This is a genomic window from Sulfitobacter sp. SH24, assembly GCF_965641895.1.
GTDB lineage: Bacteria > Pseudomonadota > Alphaproteobacteria > Rhodobacterales > Rhodobacteraceae > Sulfitobacter > Sulfitobacter dubius.
This window is the reverse complement of sequence record NZ_OZ282575.1, coordinates 1,229,292-1,247,238: the sequence shown is the minus strand read 5'-3', so window position 1 is coordinate 1,247,238 and position 17,947 is coordinate 1,229,292. Positions and strand designations below refer to the sequence as shown.

At 60.6% G+C, this 17,947-nt stretch carries 15 protein-coding genes; 10 read left to right on the top strand and 5 right to left on the bottom strand.

What is annotated here, in order from left to right; translation table 11 throughout:
- The first annotated feature begins 31 nt into the window (after positions 1-31).
- From ACSQ16_RS08720 to ACSQ16_RS08710, 3 genes are read left to right on the top strand one after another with little or no spacing between them, the layout of a single operon-like run.
- A complete protein-coding gene (locus tag ACSQ16_RS08720) occupies positions 32-1,048 on the top strand; it encodes an MBL fold metallo-hydrolase (RefSeq protein WP_435988728.1) in 1,017 nt (338 codons plus the stop codon).
- Complete coding sequence (locus tag ACSQ16_RS08715) at positions 1,045-1,590, top strand: histidine phosphatase family protein (RefSeq protein WP_243260924.1); 546 nt, start codon at positions 1,045-1,047, stop codon at positions 1,588-1,590. Before ACSQ16_RS08720 ends, ACSQ16_RS08715 begins: the two co-directional genes overlap by 4 nt.
- Complete coding sequence (locus tag ACSQ16_RS08710) at positions 1,587-2,054, top strand: HAD family acid phosphatase (protein WP_243260925.1); 468 nt, start codon at positions 1,587-1,589, stop codon at positions 2,052-2,054. Before ACSQ16_RS08715 ends, ACSQ16_RS08710 begins: the two co-directional genes overlap by 4 nt.
- A 152-nt stretch (positions 2,055-2,206) precedes the next feature.
- Here the strand turns inward: ACSQ16_RS08710 and ACSQ16_RS08705 are convergent, their stop codons facing one another.
- Positions 2,207-5,077: a hybrid sensor histidine kinase/response regulator gene (locus tag ACSQ16_RS08705; protein WP_243260926.1), complete on the bottom strand. Its 2,871-nt coding sequence runs from the start codon at positions 5,075-5,077 to the stop codon at positions 2,207-2,209.
- A 423-nt stretch (positions 5,078-5,500) separates the two neighbouring features.
- On the opposite strand from ACSQ16_RS08705, the gene ACSQ16_RS08700 reads away from it, so the two are divergent.
- The 3 genes from ACSQ16_RS08700 to ACSQ16_RS08690 all read left to right on the top strand — a co-directional run bounded on the left by ACSQ16_RS08700 (position 5,501) and on the right by ACSQ16_RS08690 (position 10,450).
- On the top strand, positions 5,501-6,631 hold the full coding sequence (locus ACSQ16_RS08700) for a metallophosphoesterase family protein (RefSeq protein ID WP_243260927.1): 1,131 nt from the start codon (positions 5,501-5,503) through the stop codon (positions 6,629-6,631).
- Positions 6,628-9,228 (top strand): AAA family ATPase, encoded by a 2,601-nt coding sequence (locus tag ACSQ16_RS08695; RefSeq protein ID WP_243260928.1) that lies wholly within the window; start codon positions 6,628-6,630, stop codon positions 9,226-9,228. Before ACSQ16_RS08700 ends, ACSQ16_RS08695 begins: the two co-directional genes overlap by 4 nt.
- 115 nt (positions 9,229-9,343) lie before the next feature.
- Entirely contained in the window at positions 9,344-10,450 is a 1,107-nt protein-coding gene (locus ACSQ16_RS08690) for an AI-2E family transporter (RefSeq protein ID WP_093925793.1), read from the top strand.
- 6 nt (positions 10,451-10,456) lie between these two features.
- Here ACSQ16_RS08690 and ACSQ16_RS08685 read toward each other — a convergent pair whose 3' ends face one another.
- The 3 genes from ACSQ16_RS08685 to ACSQ16_RS08675 form a co-directional block, all read right to left on the bottom strand.
- Positions 10,457-11,857 (bottom strand): TRAP transporter large permease, encoded by a 1,401-nt coding sequence (locus tag ACSQ16_RS08685; protein WP_243260930.1) that lies wholly within the window; start codon positions 11,855-11,857, stop codon positions 10,457-10,459.
- The gene (locus tag ACSQ16_RS08680) at positions 11,857-12,486 is read right to left on the bottom strand and encodes a TRAP transporter small permease subunit (RefSeq protein WP_093925791.1); all 630 of its coding nucleotides are present in this window, start codon (positions 12,484-12,486) and stop codon (positions 11,857-11,859) included. Before ACSQ16_RS08680 ends, ACSQ16_RS08685 begins: the two co-directional genes overlap by 1 nt.
- A gap of 96 nt (positions 12,487-12,582) precedes the next feature.
- Positions 12,583-13,599, bottom strand: a complete 1,017-nt coding sequence (locus ACSQ16_RS08675; RefSeq protein ID WP_243260931.1) for a C4-dicarboxylate TRAP transporter substrate-binding protein — start codon at positions 13,597-13,599, stop codon at positions 12,583-12,585.
- On the opposite strand from ACSQ16_RS08675, the gene ACSQ16_RS08670 reads away from it, so the two are divergent.
- The 3 genes from ACSQ16_RS08670 to ACSQ16_RS08660 all read left to right on the top strand — a co-directional run bounded on the left by ACSQ16_RS08670 (position 13,598) and on the right by ACSQ16_RS08660 (position 16,539).
- The gene (locus ACSQ16_RS08670) at positions 13,598-13,831 is read left to right on the top strand and encodes a hypothetical protein (protein ID WP_243260932.1); all 234 of its coding nucleotides are present in this window, start codon (positions 13,598-13,600) and stop codon (positions 13,829-13,831) included. The two genes, ACSQ16_RS08675 and ACSQ16_RS08670, sit on opposite strands and share 2 nt — an antisense overlap.
- A gap of 119 nt (positions 13,832-13,950) precedes the next feature.
- Positions 13,951-15,906, top strand: a complete 1,956-nt coding sequence (acs, locus tag ACSQ16_RS08665) for an acetate--CoA ligase (RefSeq protein ID WP_243260933.1) — start codon at positions 13,951-13,953, stop codon at positions 15,904-15,906.
- A gap of 60 nt (positions 15,907-15,966) precedes the next feature.
- Entirely contained in the window at positions 15,967-16,539 is a 573-nt protein-coding gene (locus ACSQ16_RS08660) for an MOSC domain-containing protein (protein ID WP_093925788.1), read from the top strand.
- Between the two features lie 72 nt (positions 16,540-16,611).
- Here the strand turns inward: ACSQ16_RS08660 and ACSQ16_RS08655 are convergent, their stop codons facing one another.
- Positions 16,612-17,118, bottom strand: coding sequence for a DUF992 domain-containing protein (locus tag ACSQ16_RS08655; protein WP_243260934.1), 507 nt, complete (start codon positions 17,116-17,118; stop codon positions 16,612-16,614).
- 260 nt (positions 17,119-17,378) lie between these two features.
- Here ACSQ16_RS08655 and ACSQ16_RS08650 point away from each other — a divergent pair, with 260 nt between their 5' ends.
- On the top strand, positions 17,379-17,915 hold the full coding sequence (locus tag ACSQ16_RS08650) for a flavin reductase family protein (RefSeq protein WP_093927163.1): 537 nt from the start codon (positions 17,379-17,381) through the stop codon (positions 17,913-17,915).
- Positions 17,916-17,947: the final 32 nt, after the last annotated feature.

The window sequence follows — 17,947 nt, the reverse complement described above, 5'->3', positions numbered from 1 at the left end:
TTCCGGCATCGGGGACAAAGGCCCTGCGTGCATGCAATTGACCGTGGATGATCGGATCTGGCTGCTTGATTGCGGTTTTGGCCCCGAAGCCAATGCGCATTTCGATCCTGCATGGCTCGAAGGGGCCGAGGCGGTGTTCATCACCCACGATCACATCGATCACATCGGCGGCGCGTCTCATGCGGTTGAGGCGGGCTTGCCGATCTATGCCACGGCACAAACGGCCAAAGCCTTGCCCCCTGCGGCCAATGTGCATCTGCTGCCCGACCAGGGGCAGACGGCGATCAATGGCGTCACCCTGACCACCGGGCGCAACGGCCATGCGATGGGCGGCGTCTGGTTCCACTTTGATCTGGGCGAAGGGCTGTTTTATTCTGGCGACTGGTCAGAGGAATCCGATTGGTTCACCTTTGATGTGCCACCCCCTGCGGCGACCGCGATTTTGGATTGCTCTTATCACCTTGATGACGTGCCACAATCGGATCGGTTCGAGGCGCTGAATGCCCTGTTGGATAGAGTCGAGGGTCAGGTACTTTTGCCCGTCCCCCCCTCTGGCCGCGCGGGCGAAATGGCGCTGCATCTGGTGCGGCGCTACGGCTGTGAAAGCGTGATGCTGGACCCTGAATGCCAAGACACGCTGCGCGGAGCACTCAGCAGCGGTGCCGTCAGCGCCGACGCCCATCTGATCGCCCCGCTGTTGGACCGCGGCCCGATGGAGCAGGCACGGTTTCTGATCTGCGACACCCCTAATGCCGATGGCGGCGCTGCTTGGGGCTATGTACGGGCATGGCACGAAAGCGGGCGTCTTGGGCGCGACGCGCATGTCGTGTTCACCGGCCACATGACAGCCCATGCGCGGGGCATTTGCAGCGTACCGGGCGGGTATTTCCAGCGTTGGAATGTCCACCCACCGCTGCGCGATCAAGTCAAAATGCTTAACCGCCTTGGTGCCAAACGCTTTGCCCCCGCGTTCTGCACCCAGCCTGAAGATTACCTGATTGAAGGGCTCGATGCTGAGGTGTTCTTTCACGACCGGGTGCGCCTATGACCGCCACGACTTTACCATCCCGCAGCTTTTGCCTGATCCGCCACGGCGAGACGACGGCAAACGCAGACGAGATCATCGCCGGGGTAACGGATGTGCCGCTCACCCAGTTGGGCCGCGATCAGGCGCACGCCCTATCACACAGGACATGGTCAGAACCGATAGCGATCTTCGCCAGCCCGATGTCACGCGCCCAGCACAGCGCAGAACTCGCCTTTCCGGGCCGAGCGGTTGAGCTAAACGACGGTTTGCGCGAGCGTGACTGGGGGGTGTTCGAAGGGCAATCCTTGAGCGAGCAACCCGTCAGAGAAGACACGCCAGACCAAGGCGAAAGCTGGCCCGACATGCTGATGCGCGTGCACACAACGATCCTAGAGATTTGCGCGGCGTCTCCGGCGGCATTGCCTGTTTTGGTCTGCCACTCCGGCATCATCCGCGCCGCGCGCGTGCTCTGGACAACAGGCGACGTGGGCCAACGCCCCCCCAACGCAATACCGCTTTTGTTTGAAAAAACAGGCGAACAAATGATGGAGAAGACCCTATGACCCAAGCAGCAGAAGCGACCCCATGTGTGGTTTTCGATGTCGATGGCACCCTTGCCGAGTTCGACGCAGAGCGGCTGGGCCATCTTGTTCATGGCGTCGAAAAGCACTGGGATGACTTTCACCTTGCAATGGCAGATGCTGCACTGATTGGCCCGGTCGCAAAATTGATGCGCCGGTTGAAAGAAAGCGGTGAGACCATTCTGATTTGCTCTGGCCGACCAAAGGGTTGGGCTGACCATACAATCGCATGGCTGCGCAAACACGACCTGCCCTTCGACGGCATATACCTGCGTGCCGAAGATCAAGACGAAGCCACCGACCCCGAAGTAAAGCGCCGCGCATTAAAAGAGATGAACGCGGACGGTTTCGAGCCTTGGCTGGTGATCGACGACCGGAGCTCTGTGGTCGACGCATGGCGCGGCGAAGGGCTGGTGTGCCTACAATGTGCGCCGGGCGACTTTTGAAGGGTGAGAAGATGGGACCTTTTGCACGATGTTTAGGTCCCCCCTTCTGTCTCCTCCCACGCATGTTTCTTTCGATCAGTTCGTTTAAGAGGGTTCCGCGATCGAAAAATCGATGTGAGCCAGATGTGCTGCACCCCCTTAACAGCATGGCACTACATCGCGTCGGCCGCTTCCGTTTGAGGCAAAATCCCCAAACTCGCAAAAGCGCGGGCAAGGTCGCGGTCTCCGAAAGGCTTTTGCACAACGGCGCAGCGGCCCAAAGTCTCAGCGACGGGCACTTCGGCTTGGCCCGTGGCAAAGACGATCGGCATATCGGGGTGCTGCTTGCGCACGCGGGTGGCGACCTCTTCGCCAGAGATATCAGGCAGGCCCACGTCGATTAGCAACACGTCAAACTGTTCCGTTTCCAGCTTGTCCAATGTTTCCTGACCAAAGGCGGTTTCGGTCACCTCAGTGCCCAAGCCTTGAAGTATATCGGCCAGATCAAGCCGGATCAGCGCGTCATCTTCGCAAAGCAGCACATGGCAGGCATTGTTAGGCCGCGCTTCACCACGCGCGGTTGCTGCCGCTGGCACAGAAGAGAGCGCATCGCGCACCTTGATCGCCAAAGCATCCTTGGTGAAAGGCTTGGCAAGGAACTGCACCCCCGCATCCACTTTGCCATCGCGCACAATCGAATCGCGCGAATAGCCTGAGATGAATAGGATGGGCAGATCGGGCCGTTCGGCTTGAAGGGTTTCGGCCATATCGCGGCTGCTTAGCTCACCGGGCATCACCACATCAGAGACCAGAAGGTCGAACTTTGGCTCTTGCCGCACGGTTTTCAGCGCGGCGGACGGGTCTTCGGCGGTGCGGACTTGATACCCCAGATCAGACAGCAAGGCAGCTGTGGCATCGCGCACCTCGGCGTCATCTTCGACCAACAGCACCGTCTCGGTTCCGCCGGCGATATCTGATGGGTCATGCCATTGCACAGGCTCTGCCGCGGATTTTGCGCGTGGCAGCAACAGCACCACAGAGGTGCCGATGTCGGGTCGACTGTTAATGGTGACCCGCCCCCCCGATTGCCGTGCAAATCCATAGACCGTGGACAGCCCCAGCCCGGTGCCTTTACCCACGGGCTTGGTGGTAAAGAATGGATCAAAGACCTTGGGCAGTGTTTCAGCAGGAATGCCGGGCCCCTGGTCGATGACTTTGACCTCGACGTAATCGCCGGCCATCATGTCAGGCTCTCCCAACAGGTCTTTTGGACCGAAATGGCGGTTCGCGATTGCGATCTTCAACTTGCCGCGCCCCTCCATCGCGTCGCGCGCGTTTATCAAAAGGTTCAGCACGGCGTTCTGAGTGCTGGCGGCGTCGACATAGGCGGGCCAAAGCGTGTCGGCTGCGTCTATTTCGACCGCCATCCCTTCGCCCAAGGCGCTGCGGATGATGTCATCGATATCGGTCAACAGGTCGCGCAAATCGATTGATCGGGGTTGCAGCGGTTGACGGCGGCTGAAGGCCAGCAGTTGCGATGACAGCGACGCCCCGCGTTCGACCGCCCGCATGGCAGCATCTATCCGCCCGCGTGCGGGGGCTTCGGCGGGGAGTTCACGCGTGGCCATCGTTAGGCTACCGGTCATAACTTGCAGCAAATTATTGAAATCATGAGCAATGCCCCCGGCAAGATTGCCGACTGCCTCGACCCGCTGGCTTTGCGCCAAACGGTCATGAAGCTCTTCCAACTCGCGGTTGCGCTTCTCCACCCGTTCTTCCAGCGTGCTGTTCAGATTGGCGAGTTCGCGTGCCATCTCTTTCTGCTCGTGGATATCTGAGTTTGTCCCGACCCAGCGCAATAGATTGCCCTGCGCATCCATAATCGGTGCTGCCCGTACCAGATGCCAGCAATAGGCCCCATCCGCGCGGCGCAGACGGAACTCTGTCTCATAGATGGTTTCGGATCTGATCGCATCGGCCCATGCGGCGATTGAGGCCGCGCGGTCTTCGGGGTGTATGATAGTCGGCCAAGCGTCCCCCGCCAAGCTGCCTTTTTCCGCCCCGGAGTAGGCATAAAGCTGTTCGCTGATCCAATCCAAATGCCCGTCGGCCGTAGCAGTCCAGACATGCACAGGCATGGTATGCGCCATGGTCCGAAAGCGTTCTTCCGCTTCGCGTAGATGCATTTCGGCCATCTTTTGAGCTGTGACATCATGGCCTTGCACCATAATGCCGATGGTTTCGCCGCGCACATTGTCGAGCGGCTGGAACACAAAATCCACAAAGGCGCGTTCTGGCGGCCCCTCGGCGCTACGCTGCAACCACGCTTCGGCCCCGCGTTGGGTTACGGCCTTGCCGCTGCGGTAAACCTCATCAAGCATTTCGGGAAAGCCTTGCCCCCTGAGTTCCGGCAAGGCCTCGTTCAGTGGTTTGCCAATCAAATCACGCTGACCGACCAGTTTCATATAGGCCGCATTGGCTGTGCGGAACACATGGTTCGGCCCCATCAGGGTGACCATGAAGTTCGGCGCTTGTTCAAAGATCATCTTGAAAAGACTAATGCCTGAATCAAGTTCAAGGTTCTGGCGTGTGACCAGATGGGCGCGGCGCAGCACATCTGTTTGAGCCAAATTTGAATTTCCGTCCGACAGCGCTTCGGCGTTGTAGATGTCGGTGATGTCTTGCGTGTGCTGCAAGATGAACTCAACCTCGCCGCCAGCGCCCAAAATCGGAGTATGCGTCGCGCTCCAATAGCGGTCTTCGCTTTTGCCATCAGCGTCGGAAATCGGATAGGGGATGACAGGAAGATGGTCCGCGATACCATCGCGGAACACGCGTTCAAAAGACCCGCGCAGCATACGCCCTGACTCGCTGTCTGGGTCAGAGGGGAATTCTTCGGTCAGGATCTTGCCAAATAGCTTGTCTGCCTGACGGTCTGTGACCTGTAGATAAGCATCGTTCGCCCAAACCACCCGCAGTTCATGATCCAGCAGCACAAAGGGCGAAGGCGCGGCTTGGAGAATCTTTTCAAAATCGTGGTTCATCGCGTGTAAATCTACATTTCTAAATAGGAAATATGGGTTGGAGACCGTTGCTGCGCATTCAATCCTGCTTTGTGGTGGCAGGCAAGAACCGTTGTCAGCCCACGCGCCGAGGGTGGCACAGACCAATGACAATGCCGCGTCGGCGACTCTCGGGTGGCGTTATGCATGTTAACAAAGCTCAGATACATTCGGATCATGGCAGAGCAAATCCACTGCCTTTTGAACGCGGGTCCATATCATATAGCCCGAACGCAGGGCCGCACCAGCCTTCGATACGCATTTTACAACGTCTTGAACTCCGCGCTCAGTTTGCGATGAATGGACCGGGGAGTTCCTCTGCCCGATGCTGCCTCGCATCTGAAAAACCTTTGCCATTCGCCGCATATTGACAGAGTGCTGCCCTAAGCAATTCAGGACAACCGTATGACATTCCGCTTCATCCACGCGTCTGATCTGCACATTGGGCGCAAATTCGCGAATATCCCGCAGCCACCCGATGGCAATATTCGCGGACGTTTGATGGAGGCACGGCATGGGGCGATCACAAAGCTTGCCCAAGCCGCCCGTGATCGCGGTGCCGCGCATGTCTTGCTGGCAGGGGATACATTCGATACCGCCACCCCCTCGCCCGCCGTGGTGCGGCAGGCCCTGACCGCAATGGGCGAAGCGCCAGAGGTGACATGGTGGATCCTGCCTGGCAACCACGATAATCTGCGCGATGCCGAACCCCTGTGGGATGTGATCAGCCGTGACGCACCCACCAACCTGCGCGCCCTGACCGACGCTGCCGCTATTGAGATGGCCGAGGGCATCACGCTGCTGCCCTGCCCCGTAGCGTATCGCGCCGGGGCCAGTGATCCAAGCGCGCCCCTAGATCATATGCAGAGCCCCGAAGGCCACCTACGGATCGGCTTGGCCCATGGTGGGGTCACAGATTTCACCGAAAGCGGCGACGCAATTGCGCCTGACCGGGATCGCCGCGCGGGTTTGGACTATCTGGCGCTTGGCGACTGGCATGGGCGCATGGCGGTGTCTGAACGGGTGCACTATTGCGGCACGCCCGAACAGGATCGGTTCAAACATGGGCAACGTGGTGTCTGCCTTACCGTCGATATCGCAGGCCCGGGGGCCATACCAAAGGTCGAAGAGATAGAGACCGGGAGTTTTCTTTGGTCAGAGGCCGAGCTTGCGCTCCACCCGAGGCAAGACGCCGCTGCGGCCCTGAACGCCCTGTTGCCCACGACGGGCCGCCGGGATCACCTGCTGCGCGTCACGGCGCGTGGCTGGGCGGGCCTGCCGGATCGCGCCGACCTTGCCCGCGCAGCCGAAACCTGCGCCCCGGATTTCGCGCATTTCGATCTGGTGACAGATGCGCTGGCCACACAATATGAGGCGGGCGACCTTGATGAGATCGACCGCGGTGGCGCGTTGCGTCTGGCGGCAGAAGCACTGGTGTCCGAAGCGGAATCAGAGACCCTCTCGCAAGCAGAGCGTGACGTGGCCGCCGATGCGCTTGCCCGGTTGCATGCCTATGTGCAGGGGGCAAAAACATGAAAATCCGCGCCATCACCCTCAATAACGTGCGCCGTTTCACCGACCCTGCGCAGGTGGTGGGCATTGGCGACGGTATCAATGTGCTGAGCGAGCCGAATGAACACGGCAAATCCACGCTCTTTGACGCGATACAGGCACTATTTTTCAAACCCTTCGGCTCGCGCGACAAAGATGTCGCTGCGTTGCGCCCCCATGCGGGCGGCGCACCAGAGGTGACCGTTGAGGTCGAAACCGACGAGGGTCGTTTTTCGATTTTTAAGCGCTGGTTTCAAAAACCTCTCGCCACTGTCCACCGCAGCGGCACCCTGATTGCGCAGGCAGACGAAGCCGAGGCATGGATTGCGCAGCTTTTGGGCGGCGATGCGAGTGGACCATCGGGGTTGATCTGGGTGCGGCAAGGGATGACCGCGCTTACTGGCGGCTCCGGCAAAGAAGAGAAACTGGCGCTGGAGGCGCGCCGTGACCTCATGACCTCGGTCGGAGCCGAGGTAGAGGCGATGACCGGCGGGCGGCGCATGGACAAAGCCTTGGCCCAATGCCGGGACGAGCTTGCGCATTATGCCACTGCTACGGGGCGTCCCCGCACAGGCGGGCCATGGAAAGAGGCGCAAGATCAGGTTGAGGAACTCAGCGCCGAACACGATCACCTCGCCAGCACTGCGCGAGAGTTGCATGACGCCTTGGCCGAACGGCAACGCGCCCGCCGTGCCTTGGCAGAGTTGGAAGCCCCCGATGTCGTAGAAGAGCGCCGCCAAAAACTTGAAATGACGCGTGCCGCCCATGCCGCAGCCACACGCCACGCCGAAGAGGTCGAAACCCTCGCTCGCGCCATGGACCTTGCCCGGCTTAACGCCGAAAGCGCCACCACGCGGCTGGACAGCTACCGCGCCGCAGAGGCAGAACAAAAAGCCGCCCTCTCGGAAGAAACCCGTGCCCGACAAGCGACCGACGCCGCGCGTTCTGCGTTGGCGGAGCGACGCACCGCACTTGAGGCCGCTGAAGTATCCGCACAAGAGGCGCGCACCGCCCTACAGACGGCCGAAGACCAGCGCAGGCGCGCCCAACGTGCAGTCGCCGCACGGGAAGGGGCAGACCGCCGCCGCGCGTTAGAGGCACGGATCAAAGAGGCCGAAGAGGCGCGCCGCCGGATGGAGACCGCAGCAGCCGCAGCCCGCTCCGGCCCCGATACTGCCGCCCTGCAACGGCTTGAAGCCCTGTCTGCCGAACTTTCCGCCAGCCGCGCCGCCCGCGATGCCACCGCCACCCAAGTGATCGTGCATTATGCGTCCGGCAGCTCGGGGGTGATCCACGGCGATGACGGCCCTCTAGCCGATGGGACGGCCCTGCCCCTGCCGCGCAGCACGACGCTGCGGATCGACGGGATCGGCAGTTTGGAAATCCACCCTGCGGCATCCGGGCAAGAGGACGGCTCGGTTGAGGCTGCAACGGCGAAATTGCAAACCGCCCTCGATCAAATCGGCGCGGCTAATCTTACCGAGGCCCGCGCCGCCACCGCCGCCCGCGCTGAAGCCGCCGCGCGACAAGGGGAAGCAAAGGCCGTGTTGGCCAGCCTCGCGCCCAACGGCATTTATGCGCTGCACCAAGAGCTTGCCGCCATTCCGACCCCAACGACCGAGACCGACGCACCCGATATTGAAACAGCCGAAAATGCCCTGCAAGCCGCGCAGAGCCACCACGAGGCCTGCCGCATAATCCGAGAAACTGCAGCCGAAGCGCTGGCCGATGCCAAGGCCGACGCCGCGCGGAGTGACGCGCTGCTAACCTCGCTTACCGACCGTCTGCAGCGCGCAGAGGCGCAGCAGGCGAAACTGGGTGACGTCGCCGAAGAAGACCTTGCCACCCAAACCGTCACCGCTGCGGCAGCGCTAGAGGCTGCTCGGCTTGCCCATGCCGAAAAGGCAAAAGACGCACCCGATGCGGCCAGCCTTCAGGCCGCCCTTACCCGTGCGGAATCGGTAGAAACCCAAGCCCGCGATGAGATTGCCCGCCTGCGCCCCCTGCTCGCCCGGCTCAGCGAACGGATCACCCGCGCATCCGGCGACGCGGTAGAAGAGCGACTGGCGGAGACCCAAGAGCAATTGCAGGCCGCAGAAGATAAACTTGCACGGATCACGCATGAGGTCGCCGTGCTCACCCGGCTAGAGGCCGCCTTGCAGGATGCGCGCAACGAGGCACGCGAGCGCTATTTCACCCCGATTGTCAAAGAACTCAAACCCTTGCTGCAACTGCTTTGGCCGGACGCCGAACTGACGTGGGGCGAAGAATCTCTGCTGCCTCATGCCCTTATCCGTGGTGGGCGGGAGGAGCCGATTGATGTTCTTTCCGGCGGCACGCAGGAACAGGTGGCGCTGCTGGTGCGGCTTGCCTTTGCCCGAATGCTGGCCCGCGCGGGGCGCATCGTGCCGGTGATCTTGGATGATGCGCTGGTCTTTACCGATGACGACCGGATTGAGCGGATGTTCGACGCGCTTCACCGACAAGCGGGCGATATGCAGATCATCGTACTGACCTGCCGACAGCGGGCGTTTCGTGCGCTCGGGGGGCAGGCTTTGCGCCTGCAAATGGTCAAGGAATAGTCACCCAGCCTACTGCCCGCGCAACCGGAGCGTTTATTATTAGGGTCGAATGAACCTTTCCCTTTGTCACGCGTTGCCTTGATAGCACCTGCGCAGGGCATTTGGGGAGAAGACTTTGAGCGATATCGCCGCGATCAGACGGCTGTTGGAAGTGTTGGTACTCATAGCCCTCTTCGTAACTGCCTATTTCGCCAAGGATCTACTGCTGCCGATCTTGCTTGGCTTCCTCCTCGCTCTCACACTTAGCCCGTTGATCCGCTCGCTGGAAAGACTTGGCATCGCGGCCCCGCTGGGTGCAGTGCTGTTGATTGGCTTTGTCGGATTGATCATCTTCCTGTTGGCAGGGCTCTCGGCGGGTACTGTCGCCACTTGGGCTGATGAAATTCCATCCTTGGGAAATGAAATCCGACGCAAGCTACAGGGCTGGGTTCAAACGGTGGAGAACGTCCGCTCGGCGACCGAACAGGTGGAACAGATCACCACAGAAGATGGCGGCGGCAGTCCCGACGAGGTGGTAATGAAGCAGCCGGGTCTGCTGAACAACGCCATGAACACAGGTGCGAGGATCGGTGGTACAGTGGCCGTGGCCTTGGTATTGGCCCTGTTCTTGCTGGCCTCTGGCGATTTGTTCTACCTCAAATTGGTGCAATCTTTCCAGACCTTCACGGGCAAGAAACGCGCATTGAAAGCGGTCTATGACGTTGAGCGCCGCGTCTCGCGCTACTTGCTGACCATCACTGTCATTAATGCGGGCTTGGGCATCTCTGTCGGGCTTTACCTTTTCGCGCTTGGCCTGCCGGTGCCTTATGTCTGGGGCATGGCCGCATTCTTGCTGAACTTCTTGCCCTATATCGGCGGCGTAATCGGTGCCGTGCTGGTTGGCGCCTATGCCATTGCTACATTTGACAGCGTTGGCTACGCGATCCTTGCCCCAATCGGGTATCAAATCCTAACCGGGATCGAAGGCCAGTTCGTCACCCCCTACCTCGTCGGTCGACGGCTAGAGATTAACACGGTTGCCGTGTTCCTTACCGTGGTCTTTTGGGGCTGGCTGTGGGGGATTGCGGGCGCACTGGTGGCGGTGCCCTTCCTCGTGGTGTTCAAGGTGATCTGTGAGAATGTCACAGCCCTTAATATGGTCGGGAATTTTCTGGATAAATCCAACCCCGAACTTGGCGCATCCGCGGCAGATGAAACCGCCGCGGACAAGCCTGTTGCTTAAGCCTGCCTAGCCCGCGAGGGACGGCAGCCAGAGCACGATCTGCGGGAAGGCCACCAGCAAGCCGATGGTCACCGCGTCAGCAACGAAGAAGGGCATTACGCCGCGGAACACGTCCTGCACGCTGAGGTCGGGGCGCACGCCCGCGACGACAAAGCAGTTGAGGCCGATGGGTGGCGTGATCAAACAGAACTCCGCCATCTTCACCACCAGAATACCGAACCAGATCGCGCACATCGGGCCGGACATGCCAAAGGCACTGTCCGCCGCCGAGACGAATTCGCCACCGTTAAGCGCCATCACCGCCGGGTAAACCACGGGCAGCGTCAGCAGCAACATTCCGATCGCATCCATGAACATGCCCAGCACGGCATAGGCCAGGAGGATGCAGATCAGGATCAGCATAGGCGAGGTTTCGAGCGATGAGATCCAATCGGCGAATGCGCCCGGCAGATCGGCGAAACCGAGGAAGCGTACATAGATCAAGACGCCCCAGATGATGGTGAAGATCATCACTGTCAGCTTGGCGGTCTCCAACAGCGCGTCCTTCAACTCGGCCAAACGCATCCCACGGAAGACGGCCATACAGAAGACGATAAACGCACCCACGGCGCCACCTTCAGTCGGGGTGCCCCAAGCGTCGCCAAAGGGGTTGTAGACGAAGAAGATGATGATCACGACCACCGCGACAATCGGCAGAGCGGCAGGCAACGCGGCAAAGCGTTCGCGCCATGTAAAGCCGGTCACCGGCGGGCCGACGTTCTTCCAGATCATGGCGATGCCGATGATTAACACCGCATAGACCACCGCCGAAAAAGCACCGGGGATGAAGCCCGCCAGCAGCAGTTTGCCCACGTCCTGCTCAACGATGATCGCATAAATCACGAGGATCGCCGAGGGCGGAATCAGCGAGGCCAGCGTGCCCCCTGCCGCCACGACACCCGCGGCGAATTGCTTGTTATAGCCGATCTTGAGCATTTCGGGGATGGCGATGCGGGCAAAGACCGCTGCCGTCGCAACCGAAGCACCCGACACGGCCGCGAAGCCTGCCGTGGCGAAGACGGTCGAAACCGCCAAACCGCCCGGCACCCAAGCGAACCAACGTTTCGCGGATTCAAAGATCGCCTTGGTGAGACCTGCGTAATAGGCCAGAAAACCGATCAGGATGAAGGTCGGGATGAGCGAGAGTGTCTGGCTCGAGACTTTCGAGTGCGGCACCTGCCCGGCGGTCTTGATTGCCACGGTCAATGCCCAGCCAAGCTGGTCCCACTCCATGCCCTTCTTGGCCCAGAAAATCCAGATAAGACCGATAAGCCCGGCCATGGCGGCGGCAAAGGCCACCCGCATGCCAAGCACCACCATGAGCAGCATGCCGCCCGAGACCCAAAGGCCGATTTCAATAGGATCCATCAGTCACGTCCATCCAGTTGTTCGGCCTCGGCCATTGCTTGTTCTGCCGCCGATTGCACCAGCGGCACGGCCACGGGGCGGTCCAGCCCCAGCACCAAGGCCCGGCCATAGCCCCAGATTTGCAGGCAAAGCCGCAAGGAGATCACGGCAAAGGCCACGGGCACCACCAGTTTGCTGGGCCAGATCGGCAGGCCGATGTCGATCGAGCTGTCGCGGCTCCACATCGGGGCGGCCATATCAAAGCTGCGGTCAAAATGCGCCCAAGCGCCCCACGTGAGTGCCAGCATCAACAAAAGGATCAGCACCACCGACAACAGTTCCGCCGCCCAAAGCGCACGGCCCTTTAACTGCCCGATCAGGATATCCATGCGCACATGCCCGCCCATACGTTGGGTATAGGCAATGCCCATGATGGCGATGAAGGGCATGGCCGCTTCGATCCAGTCGACATACCCCGCCAGCGGCGTGGCAAAGAACTTGCGCCCCCCCACGGACCAAACGGCCAGCACCATCAACATGAAAACGGCAATCCCCGAGATCAGGGCAAAGATGGTCTCTAGCTTCAGCAGGCCCCGGTCGAGGCGGCTGAGGAGGCTGCTGTCCTCCAGCACGGCGGATGATCCGGCCATCGGCTCTCCTTTTCAGAAAGTCTGATTGTTTCGTTTCAGAAGTCGAAAGGGCCGCGCGGTTTGCCGCACGGCCCTCACAGTCATGCGTAGCAGGGTTTAGTTCGACGCCTGCTCTTTTTCCAGCGTTTCGATCACGAGATCGTAAAGTTCCTGACCCGGAATGCCTTGGGCTTCCATGTCTTTGATCCATGCTTCACGCGCAGGGTCAGCCGCTTTGGCTTTGAACTCGGCGATTACCTCTGGGGTGAATTCGACCTTCTCAACGCCCTTTTCCTCAAGAACGGTATCCCAACGCTCCAGCAGTTCCGCGTAGTTGGCGAGGTAGTGATCCAGCGCCTCATCGACCGAGCTGTCGAGCGCTTCACGCTCTTCGTCGCTCAGCATTTCATAGGCGTCGATGTTCACCACGACGGGGCAGTTCACGGTCCCGGGGTTGAGGTTTGCGGTCCACCAGTCGGCTTTGTTAATGGTGCCGAAGGACAGATGCGCGTGCTGGGCGAAGGCCACGGTGTCAACGACACCGGATTCCATCGCGTTATAGGCTTCGGTCGCGGTCACGGATGTGGGCACGGCGCCGACAGCTTCAAAGGCTTTGCCAAGACCGCCGGTGGCGCGGACGCGCATGCCGTCGAAATCTTCCAACGTGGTGCGCGGATCGCCGGTGCCGACAAGGTTGTACTGTGGCATGGGCGAAGTCATGAGCATTTTCGCATTCCACTGTGCCATTTCTTTGGCGACGGCGGGGTGGTCATAGACCGCTTTGGAAACCGCGACTTCTTCTTCGAGGTTGCTTACACCCAGAAACGGCAGTTCCAGTACGGTGATCGCGCGGTTCTTGTCGGCGTGGTAGCCGGCGCAGAACTGGGCCATCTCGAAAGCACCGATGGAGATACCATCGAGGTTCTCACGGTTCTTGGACAGGCCGCCGTAGCTGACGTTGATGGTGAATTCGCCGTCGGTCTTCTCCGAAACCAGCTCGGCGATCTTTTCCACATGTTCGGTGAAGGCGCGGCGCTTGCCCCAGACCGAGGCGTTCCATTCGGTCGCGGCAGCTTCGCTTACAAAAGCTACGCTCAGCGCACATGCGGCAGCACCGCTCAGCAGTTTTTTCATGATGGCTCTCTCCCATAGTTGCCGCCCTTGGATGGGCGGATTGGCGCACAGGCTACCCCGCGGGGGCTGGCCTGCCAACCCCGTCATGCCGCGCAAATACGACAGCCGCAAGACAGTAGCGCCAAGTTTGACTGGCAAGGCTTTGAAAAATATTCCTAATCGCTTCTTCGCCAAAGAAAATTTACAAACATCCCGGCAGACGGGAAAAACCTTTACAGGCAAGCCCTTGTAATCCAGTTGCTTATTCACTTCTTTTCACGGGCCGTTATGATCCAGCTCAGGAGGAGGCCACGGAAAGCAGGGGAGACCCGCGCCCCGTGGCAAGACGCGTACATCTAGGGAGGAACCACCATGTCCGACGCCACCGCCAAGACCTATCCGCCATCCGCCGACATGGCCGCCCGCGCCCATGTGGATGCGCAGACCTACGACAAGATGTACCAAGCCTCGGTCACCGACACCGACGGTTTCTGGCGCGAACAGGCCCAGCGGATCGACTGGATCAAACCCTTCACCCAAGTGCGCGATGTGAACTTTGACCTTGGGTCGGTCAGCATCAACTGGTTCGCGGATGGTGAGTTGAACGTCAGCGCCAATTGCATCGACCGCCATCTAGAAAGGCGCGGCGATCAGACCGCGATCATTTGGGAGCCGGATAGCCCCGAGGATGACGCCAAACACATCAGCTACCGCGAGCTGCACAGCGCCACCTGCCGTATGGCCAATGTGCTGCGCGATCTGGGCGTCGATAAAGGCGACCGCGTCATCATCTACATGCCGATGATCCCCGAGGCCGCCTATGCCATGCTGGCCTGCGCGCGGATCGGCGCGATCCATTCCATCGTCTTTGCCGGGTTCTCCCCGGATGCGCTGGCCGCCCGCGTCAACGGCTGCGAAGCCAAGGTCGTTATCACCGCCGACGAAGCGCCGCGCGGCGGCAAAGCCACACCGCTCAAAGCCAATGCCGACAAGGCGTTGGCGCAATGTGATGCCAGCGTTCAATGCCTTGTCGTGCGCCGCACGGGTGGAGACGTCGCGTGGGACGACGCCCGCGACCGCGATTACAACGCGCTGATCAAGGATGCCGCCGACACCTGCGAGCCCACCGCAGTCGGTGCCGAAGACCCGCTGTTTATTCTCTACACCTCCGGCTCCACCGGCCAGCCCAAGGGCGTCGTCCACACCACCGGCGGCTATATCACCTATGCGGCGCTGACCCACGAAGTCACCTTCGACTACCACGACGGCGACATCTATTGGTGCACGGCGGATGTGGGCTGGGTCACCGGGCACAGCTATATCGTCTATGGCCCGCTGGCCAATGGCGCCACCACCCTGATGTTCGAAGGCGTGCCCACCTACCCCGATGCCAGCCGTTTCTGGCAGGTCTGTGAAAAGCACAAGGTCACCCAGTTCTACACCGCCCCCACAGCAATCCGCGCCCTGATGGGGCAAGGCAAAGAATTCGTCACCAAAAGCGATCTGTCGTCGCTGCGCATCCTTGGCACCGTTGGTGAGCCGATCAATCCCGAGGCGTGGAACTGGTATCACGAGGTCGTCGGCCACGGCCGCTGCCCGATCGTCGATACATGGTGGCAGACCGAGACCGGCGGCCATCTGATGACCCCCCTGCCCGGCGCCCATGACATGAAGCCCGGCGCGGCGATGAAGCCCTTCTTTGGCATCAAGCCGGTGGTGCTGGACCCGACCTCGGGCAAAGAGATCGAGGGCAACCCTGCCGAGGGCGTGCTTTGCATCGCCGACAGTTGGCCGGGTCAGATGCGCACGGTTTGGGGGGATCATGAACGGTTCGAGAAAACCTATTTCGCGGATTACCCCGGTTATTACTTCACCGGTGACGGCTGCAAGCGCGATGCCGACGGCGACTATTGGATCACGGGCCGCGTGGATGATGTGATCAACGTCTCAGGCCACCGCATGGGCACCGCCGAGGTCGAAAGCGCGCTGGTCGCCCATGACAAAGTCGCCGAAGCCGCCGTGGTCGGCTACCCGCATGACGTCAAAGGTCAGGGCATCTATTGCTATGTCACCTTGATGAGCGGTGAAGAGCCTTCCGATGATCTGCGCAGCGAACTGCGCAACTGGGTGCGGCAGGAAATCGGTCCCATCGCCTCGCCCGATCTGATCCAATGGGCGCCCGGCCTGCCGAAAACCCGCTCGGGCAAGATCATGCGCCGCATCCTGCGCAAAATCGCCGAAAACGACTATGGCGCCTTGGGGGATACATCGACGCTGGCGGATCCCACCGTGGTGGACGATCTAATCGACAACCGCATGAATCGCTGACACGCTGCGCGGCGCGAGCGGCTACCTGCCCCCGCGCCGCGTTGCATGAGAAAGAGAGACATGGACCAAACCGCCCCCCAAGTGCCGCCGCCCGCCTCCGCTGCGGAATGTGACGCCGCCCTGCCGGATATCCTCGCCGCGCCCAAGGATGGCGCCGTGATCGAAGAGCTTTGCTTTCGCCCCGACTATGGGGAGCGGGATTTCCGTGATGAACTGGAGCTGACCGTGGCCCAAGGCATCCTTGGCGAACGTTGGACCGAGAAACCTTGGCTGACCCTGCCCGACGGCAGCCCAGACCCGCGCATACAAGTGTCGATCCTGTCTAAAAGAGTGATAGATCTCTGCTGGCGTGATCGCGACCATACGGTCCACCCGGGCGATACGATGATCGTGGACATGGACCTCGGCCACGAGAACCTGCCCGTCGGCACACGGCTACAGGCTGGATCGGCGGTGCTGGAGGTGAGCGATAAGTTCAACAACGGCTGCATCAAATGGCGCGACCGCTATGGCCAAGATAGCCTGCGCTGGATCAACCGAAAGGAAAACCGCCCGCATCGGTTGCGCGGTGTCCTGTGCAAAATCGTACAGGACGGCACCGTTCGGCGTGGGGACCGGCTGACCAAGCTCTGACGTCTCGCACATGCAAATGGGCCGCCCCCAAGGGACGGCCCAGATCGTCATTTCAAACGCTTTCGCTCAGGCTCAACCTTCGACGCGCTGCAGATTGATCTCACCCACGCCCACGGCAAAGTTCACGCCAGTCTGGGTGTTCACGCTAAGCGGCTGAAGCGCCAGCGTGTTCTCGGACCCACCCGTCATCAGGTTTGCGCCGGCGCCCACACCCACGGTTGCTTCTGCGGACACACCTTTATAGCTGCCGTTCAGGCCGCCTTCGGAATACTCCTGCTCGGTCGGGGCCAACACCAGCCAAGACATTTGGCCGTTCTGGGTTTTGCCGATGTCGACGCCCCAACGGTTGATCTCACCGACATAGGTCTCATCTTCGAGCCCTTCTTCGATGGGGTTAAAGGTACATGTCAGTTCACGGGTAGAACCAAAGACAAAGCCGGTACCATCGCCCACATCGCAAGACAGCGACCCGATTTCGGCGTGATCGACTGTCTCATTGTCATCGGCCATCGCGGTGGAGCCAAAGGCGGTGGCGCTCAACAGGGCGGCGCCGAGGGTCAGTTTGGTTGCATTCATCATTGTCTGTCACTTTCCGGTGCAATCTTGCGCACCTATCTGTTGTGAACGGCATTCGGGTGCCCGGTAGAACGGTACACATCACGCGCACCGCTTTCTTCCGACAGCCAGCATCAACGCCACTTGGACCCTGATGTTGCCTCTCATCGCAGACACAACGCCCGCCCCCAGAAAGGGTTCCTTTGGGTTTCGCAAACAACGGATATCCGCGCAGTAAGATGGCGATACAACGCGCCGGCACCGCTGGACAAATCGGCGTCCACATGGCACCGCTTGTCGCTATGAACGATGATCTGATCCCCTTCTCCCCCGACAGCGGCGATGCCACGGCTCTGCGCCGCGCCTTTGGACGTTTTGGCACCGGTGTGACTGTGGTCACCGTTAAAACTACGCAGGGCCCGATGGGGATGACGGCGAATTCTTTCGCCTCTGTCTCGCTTGATCCGCCTTTGGTGCTGTGGTCGCCTGCGATTTCATCCAAGCGGCACGATAGTTTCACCGCAGCGGCGTCATTTTGCATTCATGTACTTGGCGCGGATCAAGAGGAATTGGCCCAGCGTTTCGCCACACAGGGCCATGACTTTGCCGGGTTCGACTGGACCGAGGATGCAGCAGGCGTGCCCACTTTTGCAGGCTGCCTTGCGCGGTTTCACTGCAATACCTACGCGGTGCACGCAGCGGGCGATCATTCGCTGATCCTGGGCCATGTCCGACAGGCCGCGCTGCGCGAGGACGGCGCCTCGGGGTTGATGTTTGACCAAGGCCGTTATGGCCGCTTTACCCCACGCGACGAAGCTTAAGCGCCGCTGAAACCAAGGGCGCCCCGCTAGGC